At 35.5% G+C, this 25,689-nt stretch carries 22 protein-coding genes; 8 read left to right on the top strand and 14 right to left on the bottom strand.

Going from position 1 to position 25,689, the window contains the following annotated elements:
• Window positions 1-143 precede the first annotated feature (143 nt).
• On the top strand, window positions 144-1,541 hold the full coding sequence (locus tag GFJ36_RS02695) for an amino acid permease (protein WP_000448430.1): 1,398 nt from the start codon (window positions 144-146) through the stop codon (window positions 1,539-1,541).
• Window positions 1,542-1,572: 31 nt separating this feature from the next.
• Here GFJ36_RS02695 and GFJ36_RS02690 read toward each other — a convergent pair whose 3' ends face one another.
• On the bottom strand, window positions 1,573-3,276 hold the full coding sequence (locus GFJ36_RS02690; protein ID WP_000893359.1) for a putative bifunctional diguanylate cyclase/phosphodiesterase: 1,704 nt from the start codon (window positions 3,274-3,276) through the stop codon (window positions 1,573-1,575).
• A 486-nt stretch (window positions 3,277-3,762) separates the two neighbouring features.
• A complete protein-coding gene (locus GFJ36_RS02685; protein WP_001106408.1) occupies window positions 3,763-4,104 on the bottom strand; it encodes a hypothetical protein in 342 nt (113 codons plus the stop codon).
• 388 nt (window positions 4,105-4,492) lie between these two features.
• On the opposite strand from GFJ36_RS02685, the gene GFJ36_RS02680 reads away from it, so the two are divergent.
• The 3 genes from GFJ36_RS02680 to GFJ36_RS02670 all read left to right on the top strand — a co-directional run bounded on the left by GFJ36_RS02680 (window position 4,493) and on the right by GFJ36_RS02670 (window position 8,930).
• Window positions 4,493-6,022, top strand: coding sequence for a cardiolipin synthase (locus GFJ36_RS02680; RefSeq protein WP_087983378.1), 1,530 nt, complete (start codon window positions 4,493-4,495; stop codon window positions 6,020-6,022).
• 127 nt (window positions 6,023-6,149) lie between these two features.
• Entirely contained in the window at window positions 6,150-7,043 is an 894-nt protein-coding gene (locus GFJ36_RS02675) for an ATP-binding protein (protein WP_000892965.1), read from the top strand.
• Window positions 7,044-7,046: 3 nt separating this feature from the next.
• On the top strand, window positions 7,047-8,930 hold the full coding sequence (locus tag GFJ36_RS02670) for a vWA domain-containing protein (protein WP_087983382.1): 1,884 nt from the start codon (window positions 7,047-7,049) through the stop codon (window positions 8,928-8,930).
• 38 nt (window positions 8,931-8,968) lie between these two features.
• On the opposite strand, the gene GFJ36_RS02665 is transcribed toward GFJ36_RS02670, so the two are convergent.
• The 4 genes from GFJ36_RS02665 to GFJ36_RS02650 form a co-directional block, all read right to left on the bottom strand.
• A complete protein-coding gene (locus tag GFJ36_RS02665) occupies window positions 8,969-9,391 on the bottom strand; it encodes an NUDIX hydrolase (RefSeq protein WP_060487015.1) in 423 nt (140 codons plus the stop codon).
• The gene (gene pyrE / locus GFJ36_RS02660; RefSeq protein ID WP_097890759.1) at window positions 9,378-9,920 is read right to left on the bottom strand and encodes an orotate phosphoribosyltransferase; all 543 of its coding nucleotides are present in this window, start codon (window positions 9,918-9,920) and stop codon (window positions 9,378-9,380) included. Before pyrE ends, GFJ36_RS02665 begins: the two co-directional genes overlap by 14 nt.
• A gap of 111 nt (window positions 9,921-10,031) precedes the next feature.
• Window positions 10,032-10,997, bottom strand: coding sequence for an L-threonine 3-dehydrogenase (locus GFJ36_RS02655; protein ID WP_000723139.1), 966 nt, complete (start codon window positions 10,995-10,997; stop codon window positions 10,032-10,034).
• Between the two features lie 44 nt (window positions 10,998-11,041).
• Window positions 11,042-12,232, bottom strand: coding sequence for a glycine C-acetyltransferase (locus tag GFJ36_RS02650; RefSeq protein ID WP_000095914.1), 1,191 nt, complete (start codon window positions 12,230-12,232; stop codon window positions 11,042-11,044).
• 213 nt (window positions 12,233-12,445) lie between these two features.
• Here GFJ36_RS02650 and GFJ36_RS02645 point away from each other — a divergent pair, with 213 nt between their 5' ends.
• Window positions 12,446-13,177 carry a class I SAM-dependent DNA methyltransferase gene (locus GFJ36_RS02645; protein ID WP_087983388.1) on the top strand — a complete coding sequence of 244 codons (732 nt, stop codon included), beginning with the start codon at window positions 12,446-12,448 and terminating at the stop codon, window positions 13,175-13,177.
• Window positions 13,178-13,208: 31 nt separating this feature from the next.
• Here GFJ36_RS02645 and GFJ36_RS02640 read toward each other — a convergent pair whose 3' ends face one another.
• From GFJ36_RS02640 to GFJ36_RS02630, 3 genes are read right to left on the bottom strand one after another with little or no spacing between them, the layout of a single operon-like run.
• Window positions 13,209-14,030: an ABC transporter ATP-binding protein gene (locus tag GFJ36_RS02640; protein WP_001167960.1), complete on the bottom strand. Its 822-nt coding sequence runs from the start codon at window positions 14,028-14,030 to the stop codon at window positions 13,209-13,211.
• 12 nt (window positions 14,031-14,042) lie between these two features.
• Complete coding sequence (locus tag GFJ36_RS02635; RefSeq protein WP_087983390.1) at window positions 14,043-15,101, bottom strand: FecCD family ABC transporter permease; 1,059 nt, start codon at window positions 15,099-15,101, stop codon at window positions 14,043-14,045.
• The gene (locus GFJ36_RS02630) at window positions 15,098-16,102 is read right to left on the bottom strand and encodes a FecCD family ABC transporter permease (RefSeq protein WP_087983392.1); all 1,005 of its coding nucleotides are present in this window, start codon (window positions 16,100-16,102) and stop codon (window positions 15,098-15,100) included. The genes GFJ36_RS02635 and GFJ36_RS02630 overlap by 4 nt, the downstream gene beginning before the upstream one ends.
• Window positions 16,103-16,274: 172 nt before the next feature.
• Between GFJ36_RS02630 and GFJ36_RS02625 the strand changes: the two genes are divergently transcribed.
• Together GFJ36_RS02625 and GFJ36_RS02620 are read left to right on the top strand one after the other, a co-directional pair.
• The gene (locus GFJ36_RS02625; RefSeq protein ID WP_087983394.1) at window positions 16,275-17,240 is read left to right on the top strand and encodes an ABC transporter substrate-binding protein; all 966 of its coding nucleotides are present in this window, start codon (window positions 16,275-16,277) and stop codon (window positions 17,238-17,240) included.
• A gap of 378 nt (window positions 17,241-17,618) precedes the next feature.
• Window positions 17,619-19,004 (top strand): peptide MFS transporter, encoded by a 1,386-nt coding sequence (locus GFJ36_RS02620; protein WP_087983396.1) that lies wholly within the window; start codon window positions 17,619-17,621, stop codon window positions 19,002-19,004.
• 42 nt (window positions 19,005-19,046) lie between these two features.
• On the opposite strand, the gene GFJ36_RS02615 is transcribed toward GFJ36_RS02620, so the two are convergent.
• Together GFJ36_RS02615 and GFJ36_RS02610 are read right to left on the bottom strand one after the other, a co-directional pair.
• Window positions 19,047-19,226, bottom strand: coding sequence for an acid-soluble spore protein H (locus GFJ36_RS02615; RefSeq protein ID WP_000382688.1), 180 nt, complete (start codon window positions 19,224-19,226; stop codon window positions 19,047-19,049).
• 191 nt (window positions 19,227-19,417) lie between these two features.
• Entirely contained in the window at window positions 19,418-19,705 is a 288-nt protein-coding gene (locus GFJ36_RS02610; protein ID WP_000081429.1) for an ArsR/SmtB family transcription factor, read from the bottom strand.
• Window positions 19,706-20,520: 815 nt separating this feature from the next.
• Between GFJ36_RS02610 and GFJ36_RS02605 the strand changes: the two genes are divergently transcribed.
• A complete protein-coding gene (locus tag GFJ36_RS02605; protein ID WP_087983398.1) occupies window positions 20,521-22,140 on the top strand; it encodes an L-lactate permease in 1,620 nt (539 codons plus the stop codon).
• Between the two features lie 41 nt (window positions 22,141-22,181).
• Here GFJ36_RS02605 and aspA read toward each other — a convergent pair whose 3' ends face one another.
• The 3 genes from aspA to gloA2 form a co-directional block, all read right to left on the bottom strand.
• A complete protein-coding gene (gene aspA, locus GFJ36_RS02600; protein ID WP_098230349.1) occupies window positions 22,182-23,615 on the bottom strand; it encodes an aspartate ammonia-lyase in 1,434 nt (477 codons plus the stop codon).
• A 273-nt stretch (window positions 23,616-23,888) separates the two neighbouring features.
• Window positions 23,889-25,187: a hemolysin family protein gene (locus tag GFJ36_RS02595; protein WP_046953830.1), complete on the bottom strand. Its 1,299-nt coding sequence runs from the start codon at window positions 25,185-25,187 to the stop codon at window positions 23,889-23,891.
• Window positions 25,188-25,294: 107 nt separating this feature from the next.
• Window positions 25,295-25,681: an SMU1112c/YaeR family gloxylase I-like metalloprotein gene (gene gloA2, locus GFJ36_RS02590; RefSeq protein WP_087983400.1), complete on the bottom strand. Its 387-nt coding sequence runs from the start codon at window positions 25,679-25,681 to the stop codon at window positions 25,295-25,297.
• Window positions 25,682-25,689 lie beyond the last annotated feature (8 nt).

The raw sequence follows: 25,689 nt of genomic DNA, 5'->3' as shown, positions 1-25,689 counted from the left end.
AGGTACAAGGGTTATTCCCGTTGTACCTACGTTAGGCGAAGAGCCATGTAGGTATTTTTTATCTACATGGCTCTTTTTTTATTGCCAAAAAGCTAGTAAAAAATGATGTTTAAGCAAAACTTACTACAAAGGAGTTAACAAAAATGGAAACGAAAAAATGGGGATTATGGATTTTAACAGCTTTTGTAATCGGAAATATGGTTGGCGGTGGCGTATTTATGCTCCCAGCAAATTTAGCACACGTATCAGGTCCAATGGGTTCTACACTCGCATGGAGTATTACAGGCCTTGGCGTATTTATGATTGCACTCGTATTTGGAAATTTAGCAATCCGAAAACCAGAATTAAAAGCTGGACCACAAAGTTATGCTCAAGCGATGTTCCCTTCAAAAAAAGCGGGTAAAGTTGCAGGATATAGTATGGCATGGGGCTATTGGGCTGCGAACTGGGCTGCAACCGCATCTGTTATTATTTCCTTTGCTGGATATTTATCAACATTCTTTCCAGTGTTACAAAGTAAGCAAATTCTTTTTTCAACGAACGGATTTTCACTAGAACTCGGAAAAGGACTAACTTTCCTCGTATGTAGCCTTATGTTATGGGGAATTCAATATATTCTTTCTCAAAATATTGACCGAGCTGGAAATATGAATCTTCTTGCTACCATTGCAAAAATTATCGGATTTACAATGTTTATTGTAATCACATTATTCATTTTCAATGCCTCTAATTTCGGAGACGGTCAAACATTTATGAATGAAGCAGGACAATCAATTTCGTTAGGTGGACAAATCAATTCAGCTGCTATCGCAACACTTTGGGCATTTATCGGTATTGAATCTGCTGTAATGCTTTCTAACCGTGCAAAATCTCAGCGCGATGTAAAAAAAGCTACCATTTTCGGGTTGATTATCGCTCTTCTTATTTACATGTCAATTACTTTACTTACAATGGGAGCTCTCTCGCAAGATGCTTTAAAAGAATCTCAAAAACCATTAGTAGACGCATTAAATTTAGCAATTGGCAATAAAGGTGCCTATATCATGGCTTTACTTGCACTTGTATCTTTATTTGGATCTACAGTTGGCTGGATCGTTGTTAGTTCCGAAGTACCTTACCAGGCAGCCAAGAATGGACTTTTCCCTAAGTTTTTCGCGAAAACAAATAAAAAAGGTAGTCCTTCAAAATCATTATTTATTACAAATGTGATGACGCAAATTTTCTTATTCTCAACAATTTCTGGTACCGTATCAGAAGCTTATAATTTCGCTATCGTTGTAGCAACATTAGCTTATTTAATTCCATACCTTGTTTCTACGCTGTACCAATTCAAATTGGTTATTACAGGAGAAACGTATGATATAATGCCTGGCTCTCGAATAAAGGATGGGATCATTACCACATTAGCATTTGTATACTCTATTTGGGTTATCAAAACCGGAACTGCTGATTTAAAAACGTTCTTCTTAGGAATTGGATTGTTCGTATTAGGTCTTATTCTTTATCCAGTACTAATGAAAAACTCACAAAAAACGAATTAAAAAAAGAGAAGCTACCAGCTTCTCTTTTTTATTAAAAATCTGTAATTAACTTTTCTTTTAACTCTCCTACAGATAAAGGTTTCGCATAATAAAATCCTTGGACGTAATCACAGCCCATAGATTGTAATAAACTTTCTTGCTCTACTGTTTCTACTCCTTCAGCAACTACTGCTAAATTTAAGCTATGGGCAATTTCAATAACAGATTTTACAATCGTTCGCTCTGGCTGTGCGTGATCATAATGAAATTCACGAATAAAGTTACGATCAATTTTCACTATATCCAGTGGCAGTTGCTTTAAATAATATAAGGAAGAATAACCTGTTCCAAAGTCATCTAAAGCAATTAAAATACCCATATTTCTTAATTCTTGTAATGTAGCAATAATATAATCAAAATGGCGAACAGCGATACTTTCCGTTACTTCCAAAATTAAACGATTCGGTGGAAAGCCAGTTCTCCTTAAAATGCTACGTACAGATAAAATAAAACGCTTTTGCATTAATTGTTGTATGGATAAATTAACAGATAACTTTAATCCTTCTTCGTAATCTGGCAATGTTTTAAACAAGCGACATGACTTTTCTAATACCCAGTCTCCTAATTTTATAATAAGTCCAGATTCTTCAGCTACTGGAATAAATTCGCCTGGCGAAATAGGCCCTTCTTCTGTCGAACAACGTGCTAAAGCCTCAATACCGGTATATTTCTTCGTTTTCAAATCAATAATAGGCTGCAGTACCACATCTAATTCTTCATCACGGATTGCCTTTTGCAAAGCAAATTCAATTTTCATTCTACGATTTATTTTCGCACGTAACTCATCTGTAAAGAAACACGCGGCATTTCTGCCTTGTTCTTTCGCACTATACATGGCTAAATCCGAATTTTTCAATAGAGTTTCTACATCTTGTCCGTCTTGCGGATATGCGCACAGTCCTAGACTAGCTGAAATGTATACTTCATGACCTTCAAGCATAAATGGGGCCTGAAAACATGACAACACAGATGTTGCTAACTGCCTCATTTCATCTTGTTTATGATTTTTTGTTAGCAGCACAAATTCGTCGCCACCCAGCCTAGCCAGAACGTCTTTCTCTCCTAGCACATAATGCAACCGTGAAGCAACTTCGCTTAAAAGTAAATCCCCTATCATATGACCTAGCGTATCGTTTACTAATTTAAAACGATCCAAATCAAAGTAAATCATACCAAATTCTTTTTTTCCTGCAATCATCTCGTTTACAGTCGTTATTAGCTGCAATCGGTTCGGTAAACTCGTTAAAGCATCATGATACGCAAGCTCCCTATAACGACTTTCACTTAACCGCAACCTCTGTTCCGCTTCTTTCCTACTACTAATATCATTTCGGATCGCGATAAATTGATACGGCTCTCCTTTTTCATTTAAAAACGGAACAATTGTTGTTTTAACCCAATAATACGTCCCATCTTTTGCTTGATTTCGAATCTCACCTCTCCATACTTTTCCGTTCAAAATGCGCTTCCATAGAATTTGAAAAAATGTTTTCGGGTGATACCCTGAATTTAAAATACGATGATCTTTCCCTATTAACTCTTCTCGTGTATATTTGGAGATTTCACAAAACTTATCATTTACATATGTAATAAGACCATTTCGGTCTGTAATCGCAACAATTGAAGACTCATCTAATGCTAACTTTAAATCTCGCAATGAAGAGTCATATAATGCATGACCTCTTTGTTCTAGCATGCGCATCTCTCCTTGCTTCCTATCTGACTAAAACACAACTTGTTTCTCTTCATAGAAATAGAGATATTTCATTTCTTAATAATAGCTATTTGCATTCATCACATTTTGAAATATGCCGATTAAAATAACATAATATTATTTGTAATAAAAAGCAATATAATACCGTTTCAATTATAAATAGTAGTTTCTTATCGCTATAATTAGCTTACTTTATTATAATTCATTCTCTTACATTCCTTTATAGCTAGCTCTATACAAAGCCTATTCCCTATTAATCCCGCTCATATCTAACCTCTTTACTTTACTAGCGAAATAGAATTTCGAGCACACTATACAACTATTCACGGATAATAATATAAAAGTTAAAATTAGTATATATGTTTTTGAATTACAATAACAAAATATTAACATATTTTTACCTTTATTTTGGAAAAATTTTATAAATACTTTATTAAACTAAAAAAAGAGGAAAGCCTCTTTTTTAGTTTAATACGGATATGGTATTTGCTGATACCCCGGATATGGGGTTGGATATGGTGCTGGGTATGGCGCTGGATAAGTTACTGGGTACGGTGCTGGATAGTAGCCTCCACTTGCTGCACCCGTTAATGCGCCAGCTGTAAGTCCACCTAACACGCCTCCAGCAAAACTTCCTGGGAAAAATCCACCGCCCCATGAGCCGCCACCCCAGCCCCATCCGCCTCCGTGATGGTGGTGATGATCATAGTGATTGTGCCCTCCATGATGGTGATGTCCGCCATTATGGTTGTGCCCTCCATGAGGATGATGATTACGATAATACAATCCGTTATTTTCTATATAATTCATGTTTCCCCTCTCCTTTTCCATTTTCTCATCTTAATAGGTATTGTATGAATAGTACGGACCTTGTTAGTAACCTATATAATAAGACGAATCCTTATAATACGAATAACCATATCCTTGGCTTCATCATGCACCTGTTACAAATCCATGATATGGTTATCCCCTTTCCTATATAAAGGGCAAGGTTTTTGTCCCTCCTACACTGTTTATTAACCAGCAAATAGCTGGATAATAACGTCACAATATAATGTATGTAGGACAAATGCGGAAAGCATGGGGAAAATGTCTATATTTTGTAAAAAAAACAAAACACTTTATAATAAGAATGTCGGATTATACCTTTTTATATAAGAAGTCTATACTTAAGAAAGATTAGAGGAATTTTATAGAAATGAAGAAGCCTATCGTTCAATTACTATCAATATTTGTAATTATATCTATCGTTCTTTTCCTATTAAATACATCATTTATTTCGTTATATACATTTGTCGGCGCTCTCTGGTCCATCACAATCATAGGAATTTCATTCGTTATTTTCATCGAAAATAGGTCTCCTCAAAGCACCTTAGCGTGGTTTTTAGTATTAGCACTTCTTCCCGTTATAGGGGTGCTTTTATACTCTATTTTCGGTCGTAGCCGTTGGAGAAGAAAAAAACATCTCCATCGTTCAGAAGAACAAAGAAAATTATTCCGTGAAATATTAGAAGGAAGACGACTAGAATTAGCACTCACAGTCCCCTTACATGAACGTTCTGTACATTTAACAGAAGTCGTACAAAAATTTGGAGGCGGGCCTGCCGCAGATAGAACGACGACAAAACTTTTAACAAATGGAGATCAAACATTCTCAGAAATTTTACAAGCTATCGAGCAAGCAAAACATCACATACATATTCAATACTATATTTATAAATCTGATGAGATTGGTACGAAAGTTCGAGATGCTTTAATAAAAAAAGCAAAATCTGGTGTTATTGTACGCTTTCTTTATGACGGACTCGGAAGTAACACTTTAAGAAGACGCTTTTTAAAACCTATGAAAGAAGCTGGGATCGAAATTGTAGAATTTGACCCTATTTTTTCAGCTTGGTTACTTGAAACAGTCAATTATCGTAACCACCGTAAAATCGTTATTGTAGATGGAGAAATCGGTTTTACTGGTGGACTCAACGTCGGTGATGAATATCTTGGTCGTTCAAAAAAATTCCCCATTTGGCGTGATAGCCATTTAAAAATAGAAGGGAAAGCGTTATATAAATTACAAGCAATCTTTCTAGAGGATTGGCTCTATGCATCTAGTGGGTTGAATACTTATTCTTGGGATCAATTTATGAATAGACAATACTTCCCAGGTAAAGAAATTTCACATGCAGAAGGTGCTGTGCAAATTGTAGCGAGCGGACCAAGCTCAGATGATAAAAGCATTCGCAATACATTATTAGCTGTTATGGGATCTGCAAAAAAATCGATTTGGATCGCTACACCTTACTTTATTCCAGATCAAGAAACTTTAACATTATTACGTTTAAGTGCAATATCTGGCATAGATGTACGCATTTTATATCCTGGTAAAAGTGATAGTATTATTAGTGATCAAGCATCTCAGTCCTACTTCACTCCGCTTTTAAAAGCTGGTGCTTCCATTTATAGTTATAAAGATGGTTTTATGCATGCAAAAATTGTACTCGTTGATGATAAGATCGCGACAATTGGAACGGCAAATATGGACGTACGCAGCTTTGAATTAAATTATGAACTTATTAGCGTACTATATGAATCAGAAACCGTTCATGATATTAAACATGATTTTGAAGACGACTTTAAGCATTCCACTGAAATTAAATGGAACGCATTCCAAAAAAGAAGTATCAAAAAACGAATATTAGAGTCTTTCATGCGACTCATTTCGCCTTTACTGTAAGCAATCAATGTAACATTGATTGCTTTTTCTTTTCCATTTCCCCTCTCTCCTTTTCTTTGCATACCATATTAAAACAAGTTATCATAAGATGTATTACTTTATGAAAATAATGTTAGGTGGGAAATACATGTTAGAACAATTTCATATACATGCTGATTTAAAACAACAGCTCTCAACCATTCACGAAAAAAATAAACAAGAAGCTGGTGAAAATGCACATTTAATTGGAAAGAAAATATATAAAGCATCTGATAACAGCATTATTGAAGATGCTATTACAGCGCTTCTTCTTGGCAAAAACATTCTATTAAAAGGGCCGACTGGTAGTGGTAAAACAGTACTAGCTGAAACTCTTTCTTCTTTATTCCAAAAACCAATGCATAGCATTAACTGTTCTGTTGACCTAGATGTAGAAGGTATTTTAGGATACAACACACTACAAACGAAAGATGGCGCATCTGAAGTTACATTCGTTAACGGCCCTCTTATGAAAGCAATGAAGAACGGTCATTTCCTATATATTGATGAAATCAATATGGCAAAACCTGAAACGTTACCACTTCTTCACGGTGCATTAGATTACCGTAAAATGATTACAAATCCATTTACACAAGAGGTTGTATATGGCGATGACGAGTATCGTGTAATTGCAGCAATTAATGAAGGTTACGTTGGAACAAGTGAACTAAACGAAGCATTAAAAAACCGTTTCGTTATTATTGAAGTTCCATACATTCAAGGTGACACATTAAAAGAACTATTACTATCTGAATCAAAATTAAATGATGTTGCAACAATTGAAAAGTTCGTTGCATTTGCAAGCGACCTTATGCCTTTAGCTCGTGATGGACGTGTAAGTGAAGAAGCAGCAAGTATTCGTGGCATTATCGACGCATGTGATTTAGGTGTATATATTCCTGTTATGCGTGCAATTGAACGTAGTATTATCGCAAAATTAAACGATGAAACAGAACAAATGACTGTCCGTGAATTAGCAGAAAGTTATTTCTTTGAGGGATAATTCATGAGACAAATTTTTAGTGACAAAAAAATTGATGCGTCGCTGTTTCTACAAATGGAAAACTTAATGTATGCTCTTCTAAAAGAAGACGATGCCTACCTTGAGTATGGCTATAAAGCATACTACGACGAAATTGAAAAAAAGGTTGTCATTAGTCACTTTTGGGATGATCGAAAAGAAGAGGATACAGTAATCGGATTAAAAAGCGAAGTGTTTTTAAAAGCACTTGGTAATAAACATTACTCGGACATGACTTTAATTCGTTCTTATGCGATTGAATTACAAGAATCACCCTTAAAAAAGTTTTTAACACAATTATTTGTTCTATTAGAAGATTTACGTGTTGAGGAAATCGTAAAAAACTTACGCCCTGGCACAAAGCATGTTTTTAAAAGAAGAAAAGAAATGTATCGCAATTACTTTGGTTCACAAAATGAAATCAATCGTGTTCGTAACTATCACGGTGATCGTCTATTTTGTCTCTGCTATCTTTCATTAACGAGCGATAAATATGAAATGTTTAATAATGAATATTTCGAGCAAATTGAAGCAATTTTGCATGAAACATTCCAAGCTCGTAATACAGAAGACATTATGTATATCGTTGAAAAAATTCGCTATCGTTTAGAAGGACTTCTTGAAAATGATATGCTTAATAATTATTTCGGACATGCTCCGCTTTATTTATCTGTGATTGCAGATGAGAAAGACAGTCGCGCTGAAAAATTAGCAAATGATGATACGCAGCTCCTAGATGACGATGATAACAAAAACAAAATGGATGAAAGCTTCTCGACATGGCACCGTGAAAATAAAAACAATGAACACGAGAACTTTTTACGCTTTGATTTAGAAAGCGGAACAAAAACAAATATGATGGGCGATACTGCTCGTGAATCAGAAGATGGCGACCAAGCACTTGGTTCTGTACAAGGTACTTCTCAAAAGAGTACACAATCCAACTTTGATGGCGCTGATACAGAAGAAGCAAGAGCTTCACACGCTTCTAGCCAAAACGAGGCTGCATACGGTAAGTATAACGTTGGTGCTTCTCATATATTTAAAGAAGCTCGCAAATCAAATCCTGATGAAAAAAAGGATTACCAAGCTATCAAATCAGTCGTTAATAAAGATGTAAAAGAATTAAAGAAAATTATCGAAAAAACGATTGAAAATAAAACGAATGCAAATAGTGATAAATATTACGGAAGACTTCGTAAGAAATTCCTTCGTATTTATACTGAAAAGCAGCCGCGCATGTTTTATAAAAAAGGACAAGAATCACAAGAACTTGACGTTGCATTCCAACTACTAGTGGACTGCTCTGGTTCTATGTATAACAAAATGGAAGAAACGAAAAAGAGTGTGGTCCTATTCCATGAAGCATTGAAATCTTTAAAAATCCCGCACGCCATTAGTGGATTTTGGGAAGATGCTTCTAGTGCTAAGCCTGAGGATAAGCCAAACGTTATCCATGAAGTTGTAACGTATAAAAACTCAACGTTACCAAACGTCGGTCCAGAAATTATGCAGCTTCGCGAAGAAGAAGATAACCGCGACGGATATATTATTCGTATCGTTTCTGAAAAGCTTGCAAAAAGACCAGAAAAACATAAATTCTTACTTGTCTTTACAGACGGTGAGCCTTCTGCGCTAGACTATCAACAAGACGGTATTTTAGATACGCATGAAGCTGTCAAACTTGCTCGTAAAAGTGGTATGGAAGTAATCGGAATCTTCATCGAAGAAGGCGAAGCGAAAGAAGCCACTTATCAATTAATGAAGAACATTTATAACCATCACTTCTTAGTTGCAAATCATGCTGAAGATTTACGTCTGAAGATTAAACCACTATTGAAAAAGTTACTACTGAAGACGATTGAATAGAAAAACAGGAGCGTTGTCGCTCCTGTTTTTTCTTTCAATCACTTTGTTTCTGATTGAAACTTATATGGAATGGCTACTTCTAATAATGCCTCGAATCCGCCATCGTAGAATGGGAATCGTTCATTTGCGATCGTTCGATTCACCCACTCTATTGCAGAAATTTCTTCTTCATCTCCCGCAATCAGTTCACCTTTTACTACATTTGCTCGGAATGTAAAAAGTATCGCATGATTCCCTGATTCTTCAAAGAATTTTTCATTGATCGCAACAAGTCCACCTGCCACGGCAGTTAAACCTGTCTCTTCTTTCACTTCTCTTATTAGTGCTTCCTCTAATATTTCACCTTTTTCAACAGCCCCACCCGGCAGTGACCAAACGTTTTGTTCTATATTATGTACCATTAATATTTTATCTGTTTCTTCATCATGTATTAGTGCATATACAACGTCAACTCTTTGCATGTTGCTTTTCTCCTTCAATTAACTCATCCATTGTAAATAAAGAATGTAGTTGTAAGCCATCTTCTAATAAGTTGTCTTTTCCCTCTTTCGTTCGTTCAATTACACCTAGAACATGATGTACTTTCGCACCTAGTTCTCTTAAATCTTTCGTGCTTAATAATATTTGACCACCTGTCGTAATAACATCCTCAACAACACAAACATTTTTCCCAGCAATATTAACGCCTTCTGCTAACTTACATGTACCGTACTTCTTCGCTTCTTTTCTTACAAATACAACTGGTATACCTGTTTGTAAAGATAATGCTGTTGCTACTGGAATTCCTCCCATTTCTAAACCTGCGAGTACTTCTGTATCAGAGGGAATGAGCTCTTTCAACTGTTTAGCAATTTCTAATAACAGTACTGGATTAGATTCAAATAAGTACTTATCAAAGTATTGATTTGATACTTGTCCTGATCGAAGTTTAAATGTTCCTGTTAAACGTGACGTATTATAAATTCCCTTTGCTAACTCCCATTTCTCCATTGTTTCTCTCCCCTTTATGCAAAAATTAACTTATTCTATCACACTTGTAATTATTTGTATATTCCTAAAATACAAATAAAAGGGTCGATTCCTAAGAATCGACCCTTCCTATTAATTCATCACTAACTCAGCTGTGAGCTTTTTTTTTAACTTAGCCAACATGTCAGTTGTCATTTTGTCTAAATCGTATTCTGCTTTAAAGCCCCACTCTTTCATTGCTGCTGTTGCATCAATAGAGTTTGGCCAGCTATCAGCGATTGTTTGACGAGCAGGATCTACAGCGTAATCCATTGTAAACGTCGGGATGTGTTTACGAATTGATGCTGCGATTTGCTCTGGCTCAAAGCTCATTGCTGTAATATTGAACGCGTTTCTATGCACAAGTTTACTTGGATCAGCTTCCATTAATGAAATGATCGCTTGTAAAGCATCTGGCATATACATCATATCCATGTATGTTCCTTCTGCAATGTATGAGGTGTATGTGCCTTTTTTAATCGCCTCATAATAAATTTCAACCGCATAATCAGTTGTTCCGCCTCCTGGAGGAGCTACGTAAGAAATTAAACCAGGGAAACGTACACCGCGCGTATCAACGCCAAACTTTTGATGATAATAATCACATAGTAATTCTCCTGCTACTTTGTTTACCCCATACATCGTAGTAGGACGCTGAATTGTATCTTGTGGCGTATTATCTTTCGGTGTTGATGGACCGAATGCACCGATAGAACTTGGCGTGAAAAACTTACAGTTTAATTCACGAGCTGCTTCTAATGCATTTACAAGTCCACCCATATTTAAATTCCAAGCAAATAACGGATTTTTTTCTGCTGTTGCTGAAAGTAAAGCTGCTAAATGAATAATTGTATCTACTTCATTACGCTTTGCGATATCATGTAGTTTTTGTCCATCTGTTACATCTAACGTTTCAAATGGACCAGACGTTACTACTTCACTATCTGTTTCACGAATATCTGTTGCAATAACATTTGATGCACCGTATACATCACGAAGTTTCATTACTAATTCAGAACCAATTTGCCCTAAAGAACCGGTTACTAGAATTTTTTTCATTTTCCCCACTCCTCATTTGCAAGCTATTCAAAAGATGTCGTTACTTAAATGATGCCCATTTCTTTTCCTACTTTTTCATACTTACGAATTGCTTCATCTAACATTTCTTTCGTATGAGCTGCTGTAGGCATATTACGAACGCGGCCTGTTCCTTTAGCTACAGTTGGGAACACGATAGATTTTGCATATACGCCTTCTTCATTTAGACGTTTACTAAATTCTTGTGTTAATACTTCGTCACCAATAATACAAGGTGTAATTGGCGTTTCACTTTCTCCAATGTTAAAGCCAAGTTCTTTTAACCCTTGTTTTAAATAGCGGCCATTTTCCCAGAGACGATCATGTAACTCTGTGCTTTCCATTAAAATTTCAATTGATCGCATACATGCAGCTGCATCAGCTGGTGTTAATGCTGTGGAGAATAAGAATGGACGTGAGCGAACTTTTAACCAGTCAATTAAGTTTTGTTTCCCTGCTACATATCCACCAATTACCCCAATTGCTTTTGATAATGTACCAATTTGGAAATCAACTTTATCAGATAGACCGAAATGCTTTACAGTTCCTGCACCTTTTCCAAGTACACCTGAACCGTGTGCATCGTCTACATATGTCATTAAATCTAATTCTTCTGCAATCTCAACAATCTCTGGTAATTTTGCAACATCTCCATCCATTGAGAAGACACCGTCTGTAATTACCATTAATTTATTGTAAAGACCTGATTCTTTCGCTGCGATTGCTTTTTGGCGTAAATCTTCCATATCAGAATGTTTATAAACGATGATTTTCGCTCTTGATAAACGACTACCATCAATAATAGAAGCATGGTTTAATTCGTCTGAAAGAATCGCATCATTTTTATCCATAACGGCTGAAATCGCTGCCATATTACAGTTAAATCCTGATTGGTAAGCAATTGCTGCTTCTGTATGTTTAAACTTTGCAATTGTCTCTTCTAATTTAATATGCAAATCTAAAGTACCGTTAATTGTACGAACAGCTCCTGCTCCAACGCCGTACTTATGAATTGCACCAATTGCTGCTTCTTGCAAACGGCTATCTGTTGCTAATCCAAGATAGTTGTTTGAAGATAAGTTAATATATTCTTTTCCGCCAATTGTAATGATCGGTCCATTTGAACTCTCAAGCGGATCAATTACGTTATAAAGCCCCTTTGATTTTAAATCCTCTAAATTTTCTTCTAAAAATTTCGCAAGTGTTTTACTAGACATTGTGAAGCCTCCCATCGTTCATGTAAGCGGATTATTGTCTTAATAGTTCTAATAATCCCTCTACTAGCTTAACACGTTTTTAGAATTTATTATAGAAAAATAGTTTAAAGTAACCGCTTACAATTCTAGATTATATATGATTCATTACAAGAAATCTATCATTTACTTTTCATATTTGGTAGAATAAAAAAAATATTTAAGGGGGCTTCAATCATGGCATTTACTGAATCTGATGTATATAATAACGAAGCATTTTTTGAACAATATATGAAACGAAGATACCGAGAAAATAGCCCAAATGAATCACTTGAAAAACCAGCCTTCTTTCAACTCATTGGTGATGTGAAAGGAAAGAAAATCCTCGATTTAGGCTGCGGTGACGCCAAGTTTGGCGAGGAATTATTAGAGAATGGCTGCCATTCTTACACTGGTATTGAAGGCTCCGAACTTATGTATGAAAAAGCTAAAAAACAACTAGAAAATAAAAATGGAACCGTCCATTGTTTAAACCTCAAAGACTACACATACCCTCCTTCTACTTTTGATTTAGTAACGTCTAGACTCGCCTTACATTATATTGAATATCTTCCTATCATTTTTCAAAATGTGTACGAAGCTTTAAAAACAAATGGAACCTTTACTTTTAGTGTTCAACACCCTGTTATTACTTCTTCATTTGAAAGCTTGCAAACGAGCGGAAAAAGAACAAGCTGGCTCGTCGATGATTATTTTAAAATGGGAAAACGCGTTGAACCTTGGATTGATCAAGAAGTTATTAAATATCATCGTACAACGGAAGAATATTTTACATTATTACAACAAGCTGGATTTACGATTACAAATATAAAAGAAGCTACACCAAATCAAACTTATTTTCAGAGCGAAGAAGAATATGAACGACGTTTACGAATTCCCCTCTTCCTACTATTCTCTTGCGAAAAATAAAAAAGACGATGAATCATCATCGACTTTTTTATTATCTCATTGCCTGAGCGACCTCTTTACGTACACGTCTTCCTTTTCCATGCGGAATACAAAGTGGCGTCCCAAATAACGGATCCGTACTAATTTGACATTCCATTCGGAACACATCACGTACTAGCTTCTCATCTACTACTTCTTCTGGCTTACCTTGTGCATATATTTGTTTATCTTGAATGGCTACAATATTGTCTGCATAACGGCATGCTAAATTTAAATCGTGTAATACCATAACAATTGTTCTTTGTTCTGTTTCATTTAATTCAAATAATAAATCTAGCACTTCAATTTGGTGAGTCATATCTAAATATGTAGTAGGCTCATCCAGTAAAATGATATCTGTATCTTGTGCAAGCGTCATTGCAATCCAAGCACGTTGACGTTGTCCACCTGAAAGAGCATGCACATCACGCTCAGCAAATTCTGTCATACCTGTTGCTGCAAGTGCTTTTTGTACCATTTCTTCATCTTTTTCTGACCATTGCTTCAGCCATGTTTGATATGGATAACGCCCTTGCTTTACAAGCTGCAATACTGTAAGTCCTTCTGGCGCTTGCGGTCCTTGCGGTAAAATTGCCATTTGACGAGCAATTTGCTTCGTTTGCATACTTTGAATGGCTTGATTATCTAACAAAATGTCACCAGTTGTTGGCTTTAATAATCTAGCTAGTGAACGTAATAAAGTTGATTTCCCGCAACCGTTAGAACCGATAAAAATTGTAATTTCGCCTTTTGGAATTTCTAAATTCAACTCATCAATAATAATTGTTTCACCATAAGACAACGTCAAACGTTTCGTCTCCAATGCTTTTTGCATATTCATCTCCCTTTATGAATTCCGACTTTTATAAAGTAAATAAATAAAATAAGGTGCACCAATTGCTGATGTAAATACCCCTGCTGGAATTTCAAGTGGTGTGAAAACTGTACGCCCAATTAAATCTGCAGCAAGTACTAAAATTGCACCAACAATAGCCGCAACTGGGAGTAATGCACCGTATAAAGAACCAACTAGTCTTCGTGAAATATGAGGTGCCATTAAACCGACAAACCCAATTCCTCCGGCGAAGGCAACTGCGCCACCAATTAAAGCTGTACTCAGTAATAACATGAATACGCGTGACTTCGTTAAAGGAACACCAAGTCCTACCGCAATATCATCCCCTAGCTCTTGTGCATTTAAATGTCTAGCAGCTATAAATGATATTACCGTTAAAATGAGAACCCACGGCGCAAGCACCATAACGTTTTGCCATGAAGAGCCGTAAACAGTACCTGTAATCCATACATTCGCTTGACTCGCTTGATAAATTGGCGCTAACAACATAAACAAAGTCGTTGCCGCTTTCGTTAATGCCCAAAAACCAACACCAATTAAAACAAGACTAATCGGTGATAATCCGTCATTTCTCCATGCAAATAAATATACAAAAAGCGCTACAATCGTTGCCCCAGCGAAGGCTGCTAACGGCATATAATGAATGCTTACGGTTAGCGCATTATTTTTATCACTGAATATAGCTAAAAATAATACAACTGCAACACTTGCACCACCTGTAATCCCGATGATATCAGGTGAAGCAAGTGGATTTCGAACGAGACCCTGTAAAATACATCCTGCTACAGCAAGTGCGATTCCTACAAGGATGGCAATCAAAATACGCGGCATACGAAACTTGTTTACAACCATATTTGACATCGCATCGCCATTTCCAGTAATCGCTTGCCATACATCATACGGAGGAATTTTCATGTCTCCCATACCTGCACTCGCAAAAAATAATCCTATTAAAACAACTAGTAAACTGAATAAGACGAGACAAGCTCGTTTATACATTAAAAACGAGAGCCCGCCTTTTCCTATACGAAACGGAATATACTTCTTCATTTGCTAAGCCCTCTCTTACGTGCAATATAAATAAAGAATGGTGCCCCGATAAACGCTGTCATAACCCCTACTGGTACTTCTTGTGGCATAATGACATATCTTGCTGCTATATCAGCTAAGATTAATAGTATTGCACCTAACAATCCGCTATACGGTACTCTCCACCTGTGATCTACTCCAACAAGAAATCTGGCAAAATGCGGAGTAACAATACCAATAAACCCAATCGGACCAGCGACTGCAACTGAACCACCAGACAACAGGACAATAATAAATAGTACGAATGATTTCATTAAAATCGTTCTTTGTCCAAGTCCTTTTGCAACGTCTTCCCCCATCATTAATGTATTTACTTTCCCTGCCATCATAAGAGATGCGATCCAGCCTACTAATAAATATGGGAATACAGATTGTAAAATTTCTAACTTTCTTCCTTGCACAGATCCGGCAAGCCAAAACAGTACTTCTTCAAGCGCTTTTTCATTTAACACAAGTAATCCTTGCGTTAATGATGAAAATAACGCACTAATTGCGACCCCTGCTAACGTTAACTTAAGAGGCGTCGTCCCTTCTTTTCCTAAAGAACTAGAAGCAAATACAAGCACAGCTGCAATTGCTGCCCCTAAAAAGGCAATCCACGTGAAAGCTGATAATGATGTCACGGAAAAAATAACAATTGCTACAACTATGAAGAAAGCAGCACCTGAATTTAATCCAATAAAATCTGGAGAAGCAAGTGGATTCTTCGTTAAAGTTTGCATAAGACAACCGGCAATGGCTAAACTAGCACCAACACTAGCTGCAATTAATGCCCTTGGTAAACGCACATTTTGAATAATAATATGTTCATTGGAACCATTAAAATGAAAAAAAGCATCTAACGCTAATTTCCAGCTCGTATTTGTATATCCGAAAATAATACTTCCCCAAATACAAATAATGACTGCAATGATTCCAACAAATAATCCAATCCATTTTGCTTGATTTGTTTTTAATAACATGCAGCGTTTCCCCTTCAATGTATAATGATACGTTGTAAGTGTATTTCAACTTAATTCTCATTGTCAACGATAATGAGAACTATTTTCATTGATATGTATTGACAATCAAAAGATAAAAGCTTAATATCATGCTTGCTATTGAAAAAACTTCTCAGTATGTAGGGGGTACATAATGAATTTAACACGAAAGAAATCGTTTACAGTATTTGTATTTTTACTAGCCTTTTCATTACTTTTAAGTGCTTGTGGAAAATCAAATACGACAGAGGAAACAAAAGAAGATACAAAAAAAGAAATGATTACGGTGGAACACGCAATGGGTAAAACAGAAGTTCCTGCTAATCCAAAACGTGTAGTCATTTTAACAAATGAAGGAACTGAAGCTTTACTTGAACTAGGTGTGAAACCAGTTGGGGCTGTAAAATCTTGGACTGGGGATCCATGGTATCCACATATTAAAGATAAAATGAAAGATGTAAAAGTTGTTGGTGATGAAGGACAAGTAAACGTGGAAACAATCGCTTCTTTAAAACCAGACTTAATTATCGGTAACAAAATGCGTCACGAAAAAGTGTACGAGCAACTAACAGCAATTGCACCTACTGTGTTCTCTGAGACGCTACGTGGTGAATGGAAAGATAACTTCAAATTTTATGCAAAAGCATTAAATAAAGAAAAAGAAGGTCAAAAGGTTTTAACTGATTACGAAAAACGTACAAAAGAATTAAAAGGAAAACTAGGCGATAAAGTAAATCAAGAAATCTCTATGGTTCGCTTCATGCCTGGTGATGTTCGTATTTATCATGGCGATACATTCTCTGGTGTTGTTTTAAAAGAACTTGGATTTAAACGTCCTGGTGATCAAAATAAAGATGACTTTGCAGAACGTAACGTATCTAAAGAACGTATTTCAGCAATGGATGGCGATGTATTATTCTACTTCACATTTGATAAAGGAAACGAGAAAAAAGGCTCTGAATTAGAAAAAGAATATATCAATGATCCTCTATTTAAAAATTTAAATGCAGTAAAAAATGGTACAGCATACAAAGTTGACGACGTTATTTGGAATACAGCTGGTGGTGTAATGGCTGCTAACCTACTACTAGATGACATTGAAAAACGCTTTGTTAAATAATACACCTCTAACCAGCTCCCTTCTACGGAGCTGGTTTTTTCATTTCACTGAAGTGTCACATTATTTCATTTTGTATTTTTATTCCCAATATGTTATATTATAAAAGTAAATAGAATATATTTTCTCTATATCGGAATAAATTTTTTAATCTAAACTTTCTGATTAATCATTATTTTATTTTCTTTTAGAATTCAATTATTACATTTGAAAACGCTTATCATCTCGTTTTCAGGGCAAAATACAGTAACGGTTGAAGAAAAATAGAACTTTTCTAGAAATTTTCTTTCTATTTCCATATAATTCTATTGACTTCTAAATATTTTGCGAATTAAAATAATTACATAAATATCCGTTATACAGGATTAGGGGGAAACAAAAATGGATGCAGCTTTAAAATTAGAAAAAGCTGGAGAACAACAATCACCAAAAAAACATCCACCAGGATTATATTTGTTGTTCTTAACAGAAATGTGGGAAAGATTTAGTTATTATGGAATGCGTGGCCTTTTAGTTCTTTATTTAACAACTGCTGCCGTTAGTGGCGGATTAGGATTTGATAAGGCAGTCGCAGTGCAATTATATGGTACTTTTACAGCAGCAGTATATTTCATGCCAATTATAGGCGGATGGCTAACGGATCATTATATTACAAGACGTCATGCCATTACTCTCGGCGGAATTATTATGGCGATTGGTAACTTTGTACTATTCTCCATGAATACAAAAACAGGACTATTCCTTGGATTAGTACTATTAGTTATTGGTAATGGATTCTTCAAACCAAATATTTCTACACTGTTAGGTGAATTGTATGACGAAAATGATTCACGTCGTGACAGTGCATTTACTATCTTCTATATGGGTATTAACGTAGGTGCTTTCTTCGCTCCACTTATTTGTGGATTTTTAGCAGAAGATTTCTTTAAAACAAGCGTTGATGGCGTTATGGTTATGGGATATAAATATGGATTCTTAGCAGCTTGTATCGGTATGATTATTGGACAAATTGTTTTCAACTTATTAGCTCCTCGCTACCTTGGTACAGCAGGAACAACAGTTGTTGGTAAAAAAACAAAAAATCAACCTGCAATCGAAAAGAAACCTTTAACAAAACAAGAAAAAAATCGCACTTGGGCAATTGTAATTTTAACTTGTTTCGTTGTATTCTTCTGGGCAGGCTTTGAACAAGCTGGTAGTTCTTTAACACTTTATACAGATAAATTTGTTGATCGTACAATTTTCGGATGGGAAGTTCCAACATCTTGGTTCCAATCCGTTAATCCAGCATTCATCGTACTACTTGCACCATTCGTATCTATGCTATGGTTAAAACTTTCTAAATCAAAACGTGGCGATTTAAAAGTACCAACAAAAATGGCATTTGGTATGATTTTACTAGGTATAGGTTACCTTGTTTTAACATTAGCGGTTCTAAAAACTGGAAGTACTGAAGCTGATATAACTGTTAAAGCAAACTTATTATTCATCGTTATCACTTATATGTTCCATACAATTGGCGAACTATTCTTATCACCAATCGGTCTATCAATGGTAAGTGCAATTGCACCTGTTAAATTAGCATCATTACTAATGGGTGTATGGTTAGCTGGTTCAGGTATGGCTAACTGGTTAGCTGGTAAACTTGCTTCCTTTACACAATCATTAGGTTATCTTGAAGTATTTGCAAGTATCGGTATTATCGTTATCGTCCTAGGAATTGTACTTCTTCTCTGCTCTAAAAAAGTTGCAAGTATGATGGAATAATACAAAAAAGACGCTTCTAAACATTTAGAAGCGTCTTTTCTATTACTTCTCCTCTAAAGCCGTCACGTTCACGTGAACGCTTTCTCCAGGATTAGATACATCATACACTTGAGCAACTCCACTCTGCTCGTCACAGCTCTCAATCCATACTGGTACGCCCTCATATGTAACGTCAATGCTACTTGAAGAAGATAAGATTTGTTTCACACGTTTTACATCCATACTACTATTCCTCCTTTTCCTTACTACACTCCTTTCTATCTTTTCTTTTCCCTTTAGAATATATTCCATATAACAACATGTTAATTGATAACCTTTTCTTCCTTACGTGCTAACATTTACTCTCATATCACCTTTCTGACAAATAAAAAAAGACGTATATCCCACACGTCTTTTTCCATAATATTCAAATTTTAAGAAAATAATGTTTTTACAACTTCACTTACTTTATCATTATGAATTTGATAATACACTTCTAGTCCTCGTCTTTCAAAGCGCACTACTTTATTTTGTTTTAATTTCGTTAAATGTTGTGAAACCGTTGATTGTGGAATTTCTAACACTTCCTGTAATTGTGTTACATTACAAGTTCCACGTTGCATTAGTTCCATTACTAGGCGTAAGCGTAACGGATGCGCTAACGCTCTTAACATTTGTACATCTTCTTCTGAAATACGACATTCGAATTGATTTTGGCTCATAAAGTTCCCCTCATTTTCGTTTTTATTTTCTTTTTATTTATTTATATATCTGTTCTTATATTTCCTGTTACGACATAACTTTATCAACCTATAATGCTGAAAATTTTTTCCACCTTTATCAGGAAAGAATTCAGGAAAAATTCCTTGCTGATTTTGAATATTATACTATATGATATAATGAAAAAGCAAAAGTAAGGGCTATGAATACTTTGCTTACAAACGTTGTTTTATCAAGCTTTTTGTTATATTTTCACCTCACTGCAACGTACAGTAACGATATTGTAAAATACCGTCTATAATTGATAACCTATCGTAACGTATTTGGGTTATATTTAACCTCTTTGTTATGCTAAAAGGAATTTTCAGTAAAAAAAGATAATGTAATATTAAAAATTGACTTATTGTTGTTTTAATTCGTATTGTACTTGCTCAGACTGTTATTCAAAACTTCCTATTAAATGCATTTGGTTTCTCTTTCTTACTAGATCAACTCAGACCAGCATGTGACACCTATCAAATTTCAACATCCTATATACTTAATGCAAAGACGTCATCTAACATATAAGATTAATGATATACGAACAAATAAAACAATATAGAAATAACTTCAAAAAGCAAACTCAAATCTATTTGAGTTTGCTTTTTGTCTACTTTATGAACAAAGTATTTCTTTTAATACTATTATGGAATAATTATACTTTTTTACGTTGACAATAGTGTTGAAGGAGAATATACTAAGCATGTAAGTTGATTGTGAATTGTTTCACAAATAATGTGAATTTCTTCACATAAAATAGATAGGAGTTGTCATTATTATGAGTACTTGGACACAAATTTATGACCCATTAAACAATATTTGGTTATCTGCACTAATCGCAGCACTTCCAATTTTCTGCTTCATCATTTGTTTAATGGGACTGAAAATGAAAAGTTACATGGCTGGTCTTTACAGTGTGATTGTCGCTATTATTCTTGCTATATTCGTTTATAAAATGCCAGCAACCGTAGCTGTAGCATCTGCCGGATTCGGTGTTTTATCTGGATTTTATCCAATTTGTACTATCGTTATCGCAGCAATTTTCCTTTACAAATTAACTGTTAAAACAGAGCAATTCAACATCATTCGTGATAGTATTTCAAGCATTACAAATGATCAACGTTTACAAGTATTATTAATCGCTTATTCTTTCGGTGCTTTCTTAGAAGGCGCAGCTGGTTTAGGGGTTCCAGTTGCTATTACAGCTGCATTACTTGTGGGTATGGGCTTTAATCCATTAAAAGCAGCAGGTATTTGTTTAGTAGCTAACATCGCTGGTGGTGCTATGGGTGCTATGGGTATTCCAGTTACAGTACCAGCACAATTAACTGAGCTAGACGCATTAACTATCGGTCGTCAAACTGTTCTTATTTTACCATTCATTAGTATTGTTTTACCTTTCTTACTTGTTTCAATGGTTGATGGAATTAAAGGTATTAAAGAAACTTGGCAAGGTATTCTTGTAAGTGGTTTTTCTTTCGCTATAACTCAGTTCCTTGTGACTTACTTCTTAGGTGCAGAACTTACTAATATTTTCGCAGCCGTTGTAAGTATGGTTTCTCTAGCATTATTCTTACGTGTTTGGCAACCAAAATCTTCTTCTACAGAAGAAAAACAAGAAAAACAAGAATCTCATACATTCAATCAAATTTTATATGCTTGGTCTCCATTCGTATTCTTAACTGCATTCGTAACAATCTTTAATTTAAAACCAATTAAAGCTTTATTTGCTCCGGATGGCGCACTAGCAAACTTAGTATTTAACATTCAGTTCCCTGGTCTTCATAATGCTGTTATGAAAACTACACCAATTACAAAAGCTGATACACCTTTCGCGGCTGTTTTCAAGTTTGATGTATTCTCATCTACAACTACTGCAATCGTATTAGCAATTATTGTTTCACTTATCGTTTACCGCGTAAAAGGTAAAATGGTTAAAGAATTAATAGTAGAAACAATGAAAGAACTAAAAGCTCCAGTATATACAATCTGTAGCGTTATCGCTTTAGCTTACGTAGAGAACTACTCTGGTATGTCATCTACACTTGGACTGGCATTCTCTTCTACTGGTAATGCATTCCCAATTCTTTCTCCAATCTTAGGATGGATTGGCGTATTCATTACAGGTTCAGTAGTATCAAGTGGTTCATTATTCGCACCGCTTCAAGCAGTAACTGCAGATCAATTAAATATCGTTCCTTCTACTCTTGTTGCATTAAACGTAGTAGGTGGTACAATGGCAAAAATGGTTTCACCACAATCTGTAGCCGTTGCTTGTGCAGCAGTTGGACTAGTTGGTAAAGAGTCTGCCCTATTTAAAACAGCGATGAAATACAGTTTAATCTTCTTAGCTATTATTAGCTTACTTCAATTAAACGCTGTATTTAATATCTTTTAAAAATAAAACACCGATCCAAATGGATCGGTGTTTTATTCATATTACATCTTCTTATTCTTTAATAAAGAAGCTCCAGCAATTTCAGGATGCGTCATTTCGAATGGATCTAAAATAATATCCAATTCTTCTTCTGTCAGTACACCATGTTCTAAACATAGCTCCCTAACAGATTTTCCTGTTTCAATTGCTTCACGTGCAATACGAGATGCTACTTCGTAACCAATATGAGGGTTCACCGCTGTAATAATTCCAACACTTTTCTCTACATATTGCTTCAGCAATTCTTCATTTGCTGTAATTCCTTTAATACAATATTCACGGAATACACGGAATCCGTTATTCATAATACTAATAGATTGAATTAAATTAAATACGAGTACAGGCTCCATTACGTTTAACTCTAATTGTCCTGCTTCTGATGCTAAGCAAATTGTATGATCATTACCAATTACTTGGAAAGCAACTTGATTAATTACTTCTGCCATAACAGGATTTACTTTACCTGGCATAATAGATGAACCTGGTTGGCGAGCTGGTAATTGAATTTCCGCCAATCCAACACGTGGACCAGATGCCATAATACGAAGATCATTTGCAATTTTAGACATATTCATCATACATACTTTTAATGCCGCAGATACTTCTGTGTATGCATCTGTGTTTTGCGTTGCATCAACTAAATGCTCTGCACCAACAAGTGGGAATCCGCTAAATGTTCGCAAGTGTTTAACCACTTGTTCAATGTACGTAGGGTTTGCATTTAATCCCGTACCAACAGCTGTCGCCCCCATGTTCACTTCATATAAATGTTGGCGAGACTGTTTAATTCTTTTTATATCACGTTCAAGCACTCGGCTATACGCTTCAAATTCTTGTCCAAGACGAATCGGAACAGCATCTTGTAAATGTGTACGTCCCATTTTAATGACGTGGTCGAACTCTTTTGCTTTTGCACGGAAAGCAGCATGAAGTTCTTCCATTGTAATAAGAAGTTCTTCTAACATCATAAGAGTTGCAATATGAATTCCCGTTGGAAACGCATCATTCGTTGATTGAGCCATGTTCACATGCGTGTTTGGGCTAATTTTCACATACTCGCCTTTTTCACATCCCATACGTTCTAAAGCTCGATTAGCAATTACTTCATTTGTATTCATATTAATAGAAGTTCCAGCACCGCCTTGGATTGGATCCACGATAAATTGATCATGGAATTTCCCATCAACAATTTCTTGCGCTGCCTCTGCAATTTCATATCCAATGTCTTTAGCTAAGTAACCAGTATCCATATTTGCAAGTGCCGCCGCTTTTTTCACAATTGCCATTGCCGTAATGAGTGACGGATGAATGCGATATCCTGTAATCGGGAAGTTTTCTACAGCACGTAATGTTTGTACCCCATAATAAGCTACACTCGGTACTTCCTTTTCACCTAAAAAATCTTTCTCTATACGTATATCCTTCGTTGCTATCATTTTCATCACCTATACTTTTCATTCTAAATCCTTATCTAAAAAATTCGCCTCTAAAAAAACGAGTATCATTCAGAAGAATTTTTCAGTATCCACCTTCACTATATAGCACCTTTTTTGAAAGCGCAAACATTTATTTTTCTATATATCTTTTATAAAGTGAAACTTTAATCAGTGGGGGTTTTCTTGATCCCCCACCTAACTTCTTCGCTTTCGCTGAATTTTGAAGTAGGGGTCTTACTGCCCACAAATAGCGGGATAACAATTTATAGAAAATCATTCTTCTACCTTCTTTATTTCCACTCGTTTAATTTGATGCATATCCTTTTCAAGAACTTTAAAAGAAAAGCCGTGTTTTTCAATAATATCTCCTTCAGCAACGATTTGCTTTTGTACCATAATCCAGCCACCAATTGTATCTACATCATCAGCGATTAAGTGTAGGCCAAATAAATCATTTACTTCACTAATAAGCACTTTTCCCTCTACGATTTTACACCCTTCACTTATATGCTCTATAGGCGGGTGTTCATCTTCATCGTATTCATCTCGGATTTCTCCAACAATTTCTTCTAAAATATCTTCTAGTGTAACAATCCCCGCTGTACCACCATATTCATCATATAATACAGCTAATGGAATTCGTTTTCTTTGCATTTGTAATAGCAAATCATGAATAGGAATATTTTCTAACACTTCAATAACTGGTCTTGTATATGGCTTAATCGAGCACCCCTCGTCTCGATTACCATCCATATAACGAATAAATAAATCCTTTACATTAACCATCCCAATAATTTCATCTTTATCTTCACCAAATACGGGATATCTCGTGTACTTTTCTTGTGCGATTATTTTAATATGTGTTTCAAATGGTTCGTCCTCATATAAACCTACAACTTCCGTACGAGGTACCATAATTTCCTTTGCGACTCTATTATCGAATTCAAAAATATTATTTACATATTTAAATTCCCTTTGATTAATCTCTCCGCTCTCATAACTCTCGGATAAGATTAATCGTAATTCTTCCTCCGAATGAGCAACTTCATGTTCAGAAGCCGGATGTAATCCGAATAACCCTGTCACAAGCCTTGCAGAACCATTTAAAGCCCAAATAAACGGATACATTACTCGGTAAAAGTAAATAATCGGCTTCGATAATAATAAGCTAACTTGTTCTGCCCTTTGTATAGCGAGCGTCTTCGGAGCAAGTTCACCAATGACAACATGTAAAAACGTAATAACTGCAAAGGCAATAATAAATGAAACTGTACTTGCAATTGCAGGAGATAGGTGTAGTTTTAAAAACAACGGCTCGAGTATATGTTTTATAGTGGGCTCTCCTAACCACCCAAGCCCTAAAGCAGTAATTGTAATACCTAACTGACATGCTGATAAATACTCATCTAAATTCGACGTTACTTTTTTAGCTGCCAATGCTCCTCGTCGTTTCTCACTAACGAGTTGATCAATACGACTGCTACGTACCTTAATAATTGCAAACTCAACAGCTACAAAAAATGCTGTTAACGCAATAAGGATAACTACCATCAATAATTTTAAAATATCCACATATGTCCTTTAGCTTTCTCAGCTAAAGTTACACCTCCTTTAAAAAAGAAGTTTCACTTTAGTTTCTTCATTTATTTGAAAGCAACCCTGTATAAAATTCACCAATTTCAAGCCTCATACAATTCTAAAGGCAAGCCATCAGGATCTTGGAAAAAGACAAATTTTTTATCCGTAATTTCATCCATACGTATCGCTTCAGTCTCCACACCGCATTGTTTTAAATGGTTTACAGCTTCTTCTATATTTGTAACAGCAAATGCTAAATGTCTAAGTCCAGCTGCTTCTGGAAAACTGGGGCGCTCAGGTGGACTAGGAAATGAAAATAATTCAATTTGATACTCTTCCCCTACACATAAATCTAACTTATAAGAATCTCGTTCTTTTCTATATACTTCATTTATCACTTTTAAACCTAATATCCGAGTATAAAAATCCTTTGACAGTTCATAATTCGAACAAATAATTGCAACGTGGTGCACTCTACATATATTCATGCTCTCTC

The organism is Bacillus sp. EE-W1, assembly GCF_009760835.1.
Classification (GTDB): Bacteria; Bacillota; Bacilli; order Bacillales; family Bacillaceae_G; genus Bacillus_A; species Bacillus_A wiedmannii.
The sequence above is the reverse complement of the archived record's forward strand: the minus strand, read 5'-3'. Positions and strand labels throughout refer to the sequence as shown.

Coding starts and splice junctions, on each gene's coding strand:
- GFJ36_RS02695 (WP_000448430.1), top strand. CDS start 144: ATGGAAACGAAAAAATGGGGATTATGGATTTTAACAGCTTTTGTAATC.
- GFJ36_RS02690 (WP_000893359.1), bottom strand. CDS start 3,276: ATGCTAGAACAAAGAGGTCATGCATTATATGACTCTTCATTGCGAGAT.
- GFJ36_RS02685 (WP_001106408.1), bottom strand. CDS start 4,104: ATGAATTATATAGAAAATAACGGATTGTATTATCGTAATCATCATCCT.
- GFJ36_RS02680 (WP_087983378.1), top strand. CDS start 4,493: ATGAAGAAGCCTATCGTTCAATTACTATCAATATTTGTAATTATATCT.
- GFJ36_RS02675 (WP_000892965.1), top strand. CDS start 6,150: ATGTTAGAACAATTTCATATACATGCTGATTTAAAACAACAGCTCTCA.
- GFJ36_RS02670 (WP_087983382.1), top strand. CDS start 7,047: ATGAGACAAATTTTTAGTGACAAAAAAATTGATGCGTCGCTGTTTCTA.
- GFJ36_RS02665 (WP_060487015.1), bottom strand. CDS start 9,391: ATGCAAAGAGTTGACGTTGTATATGCACTAATACATGATGAAGAAACA.
- pyrE (WP_097890759.1), bottom strand. CDS start 9,920: ATGGAGAAATGGGAGTTAGCAAAGGGAATTTATAATACGTCACGTTTA.
- GFJ36_RS02655 (WP_000723139.1), bottom strand. CDS start 10,997: ATGAAAAAAATTCTAGTAACCGGTTCTTTAGGGCAAATTGGTTCTGAA.
- GFJ36_RS02650 (WP_000095914.1), bottom strand. CDS start 12,232: ATGTCTAGTAAAACACTTGCGAAATTTTTAGAAGAAAATTTAGAGGAT.
- GFJ36_RS02645 (WP_087983388.1), top strand. CDS start 12,446: ATGGCATTTACTGAATCTGATGTATATAATAACGAAGCATTTTTTGAA.
- GFJ36_RS02640 (WP_001167960.1), bottom strand. CDS start 14,030: ATGCAAAAAGCATTGGAGACGAAACGTTTGACGTTGTCTTATGGTGAA.
- GFJ36_RS02635 (WP_087983390.1), bottom strand. CDS start 15,101: ATGAAGAAGTATATTCCGTTTCGTATAGGAAAAGGCGGGCTCTCGTTT.
- GFJ36_RS02630 (WP_087983392.1), bottom strand. CDS start 16,102: ATGTTATTAAAAACAAATCAAGCAAAATGGATTGGATTATTTGTTGGA.
- GFJ36_RS02625 (WP_087983394.1), top strand. CDS start 16,275: ATGAATTTAACACGAAAGAAATCGTTTACAGTATTTGTATTTTTACTA.
- GFJ36_RS02620 (WP_087983396.1), top strand. CDS start 17,619: ATGGATGCAGCTTTAAAATTAGAAAAAGCTGGAGAACAACAATCACCA.
- GFJ36_RS02615 (WP_000382688.1), bottom strand. CDS start 19,226: ATGGATGTAAAACGTGTGAAACAAATCTTATCTTCTTCAAGTAGCATT.
- GFJ36_RS02610 (WP_000081429.1), bottom strand. CDS start 19,705: ATGAGCCAAAATCAATTCGAATGTCGTATTTCAGAAGAAGATGTACAA.
- GFJ36_RS02605 (WP_087983398.1), top strand. CDS start 20,521: ATGAGTACTTGGACACAAATTTATGACCCATTAAACAATATTTGGTTA.
- aspA (WP_098230349.1), bottom strand. CDS start 23,615: ATGATAGCAACGAAGGATATACGTATAGAGAAAGATTTTTTAGGTGAA.
- gloA2 (WP_087983400.1), bottom strand. CDS start 25,681: ATGAATATATGTAGAGTGCACCACGTTGCAATTATTTGTTCGAATTAT.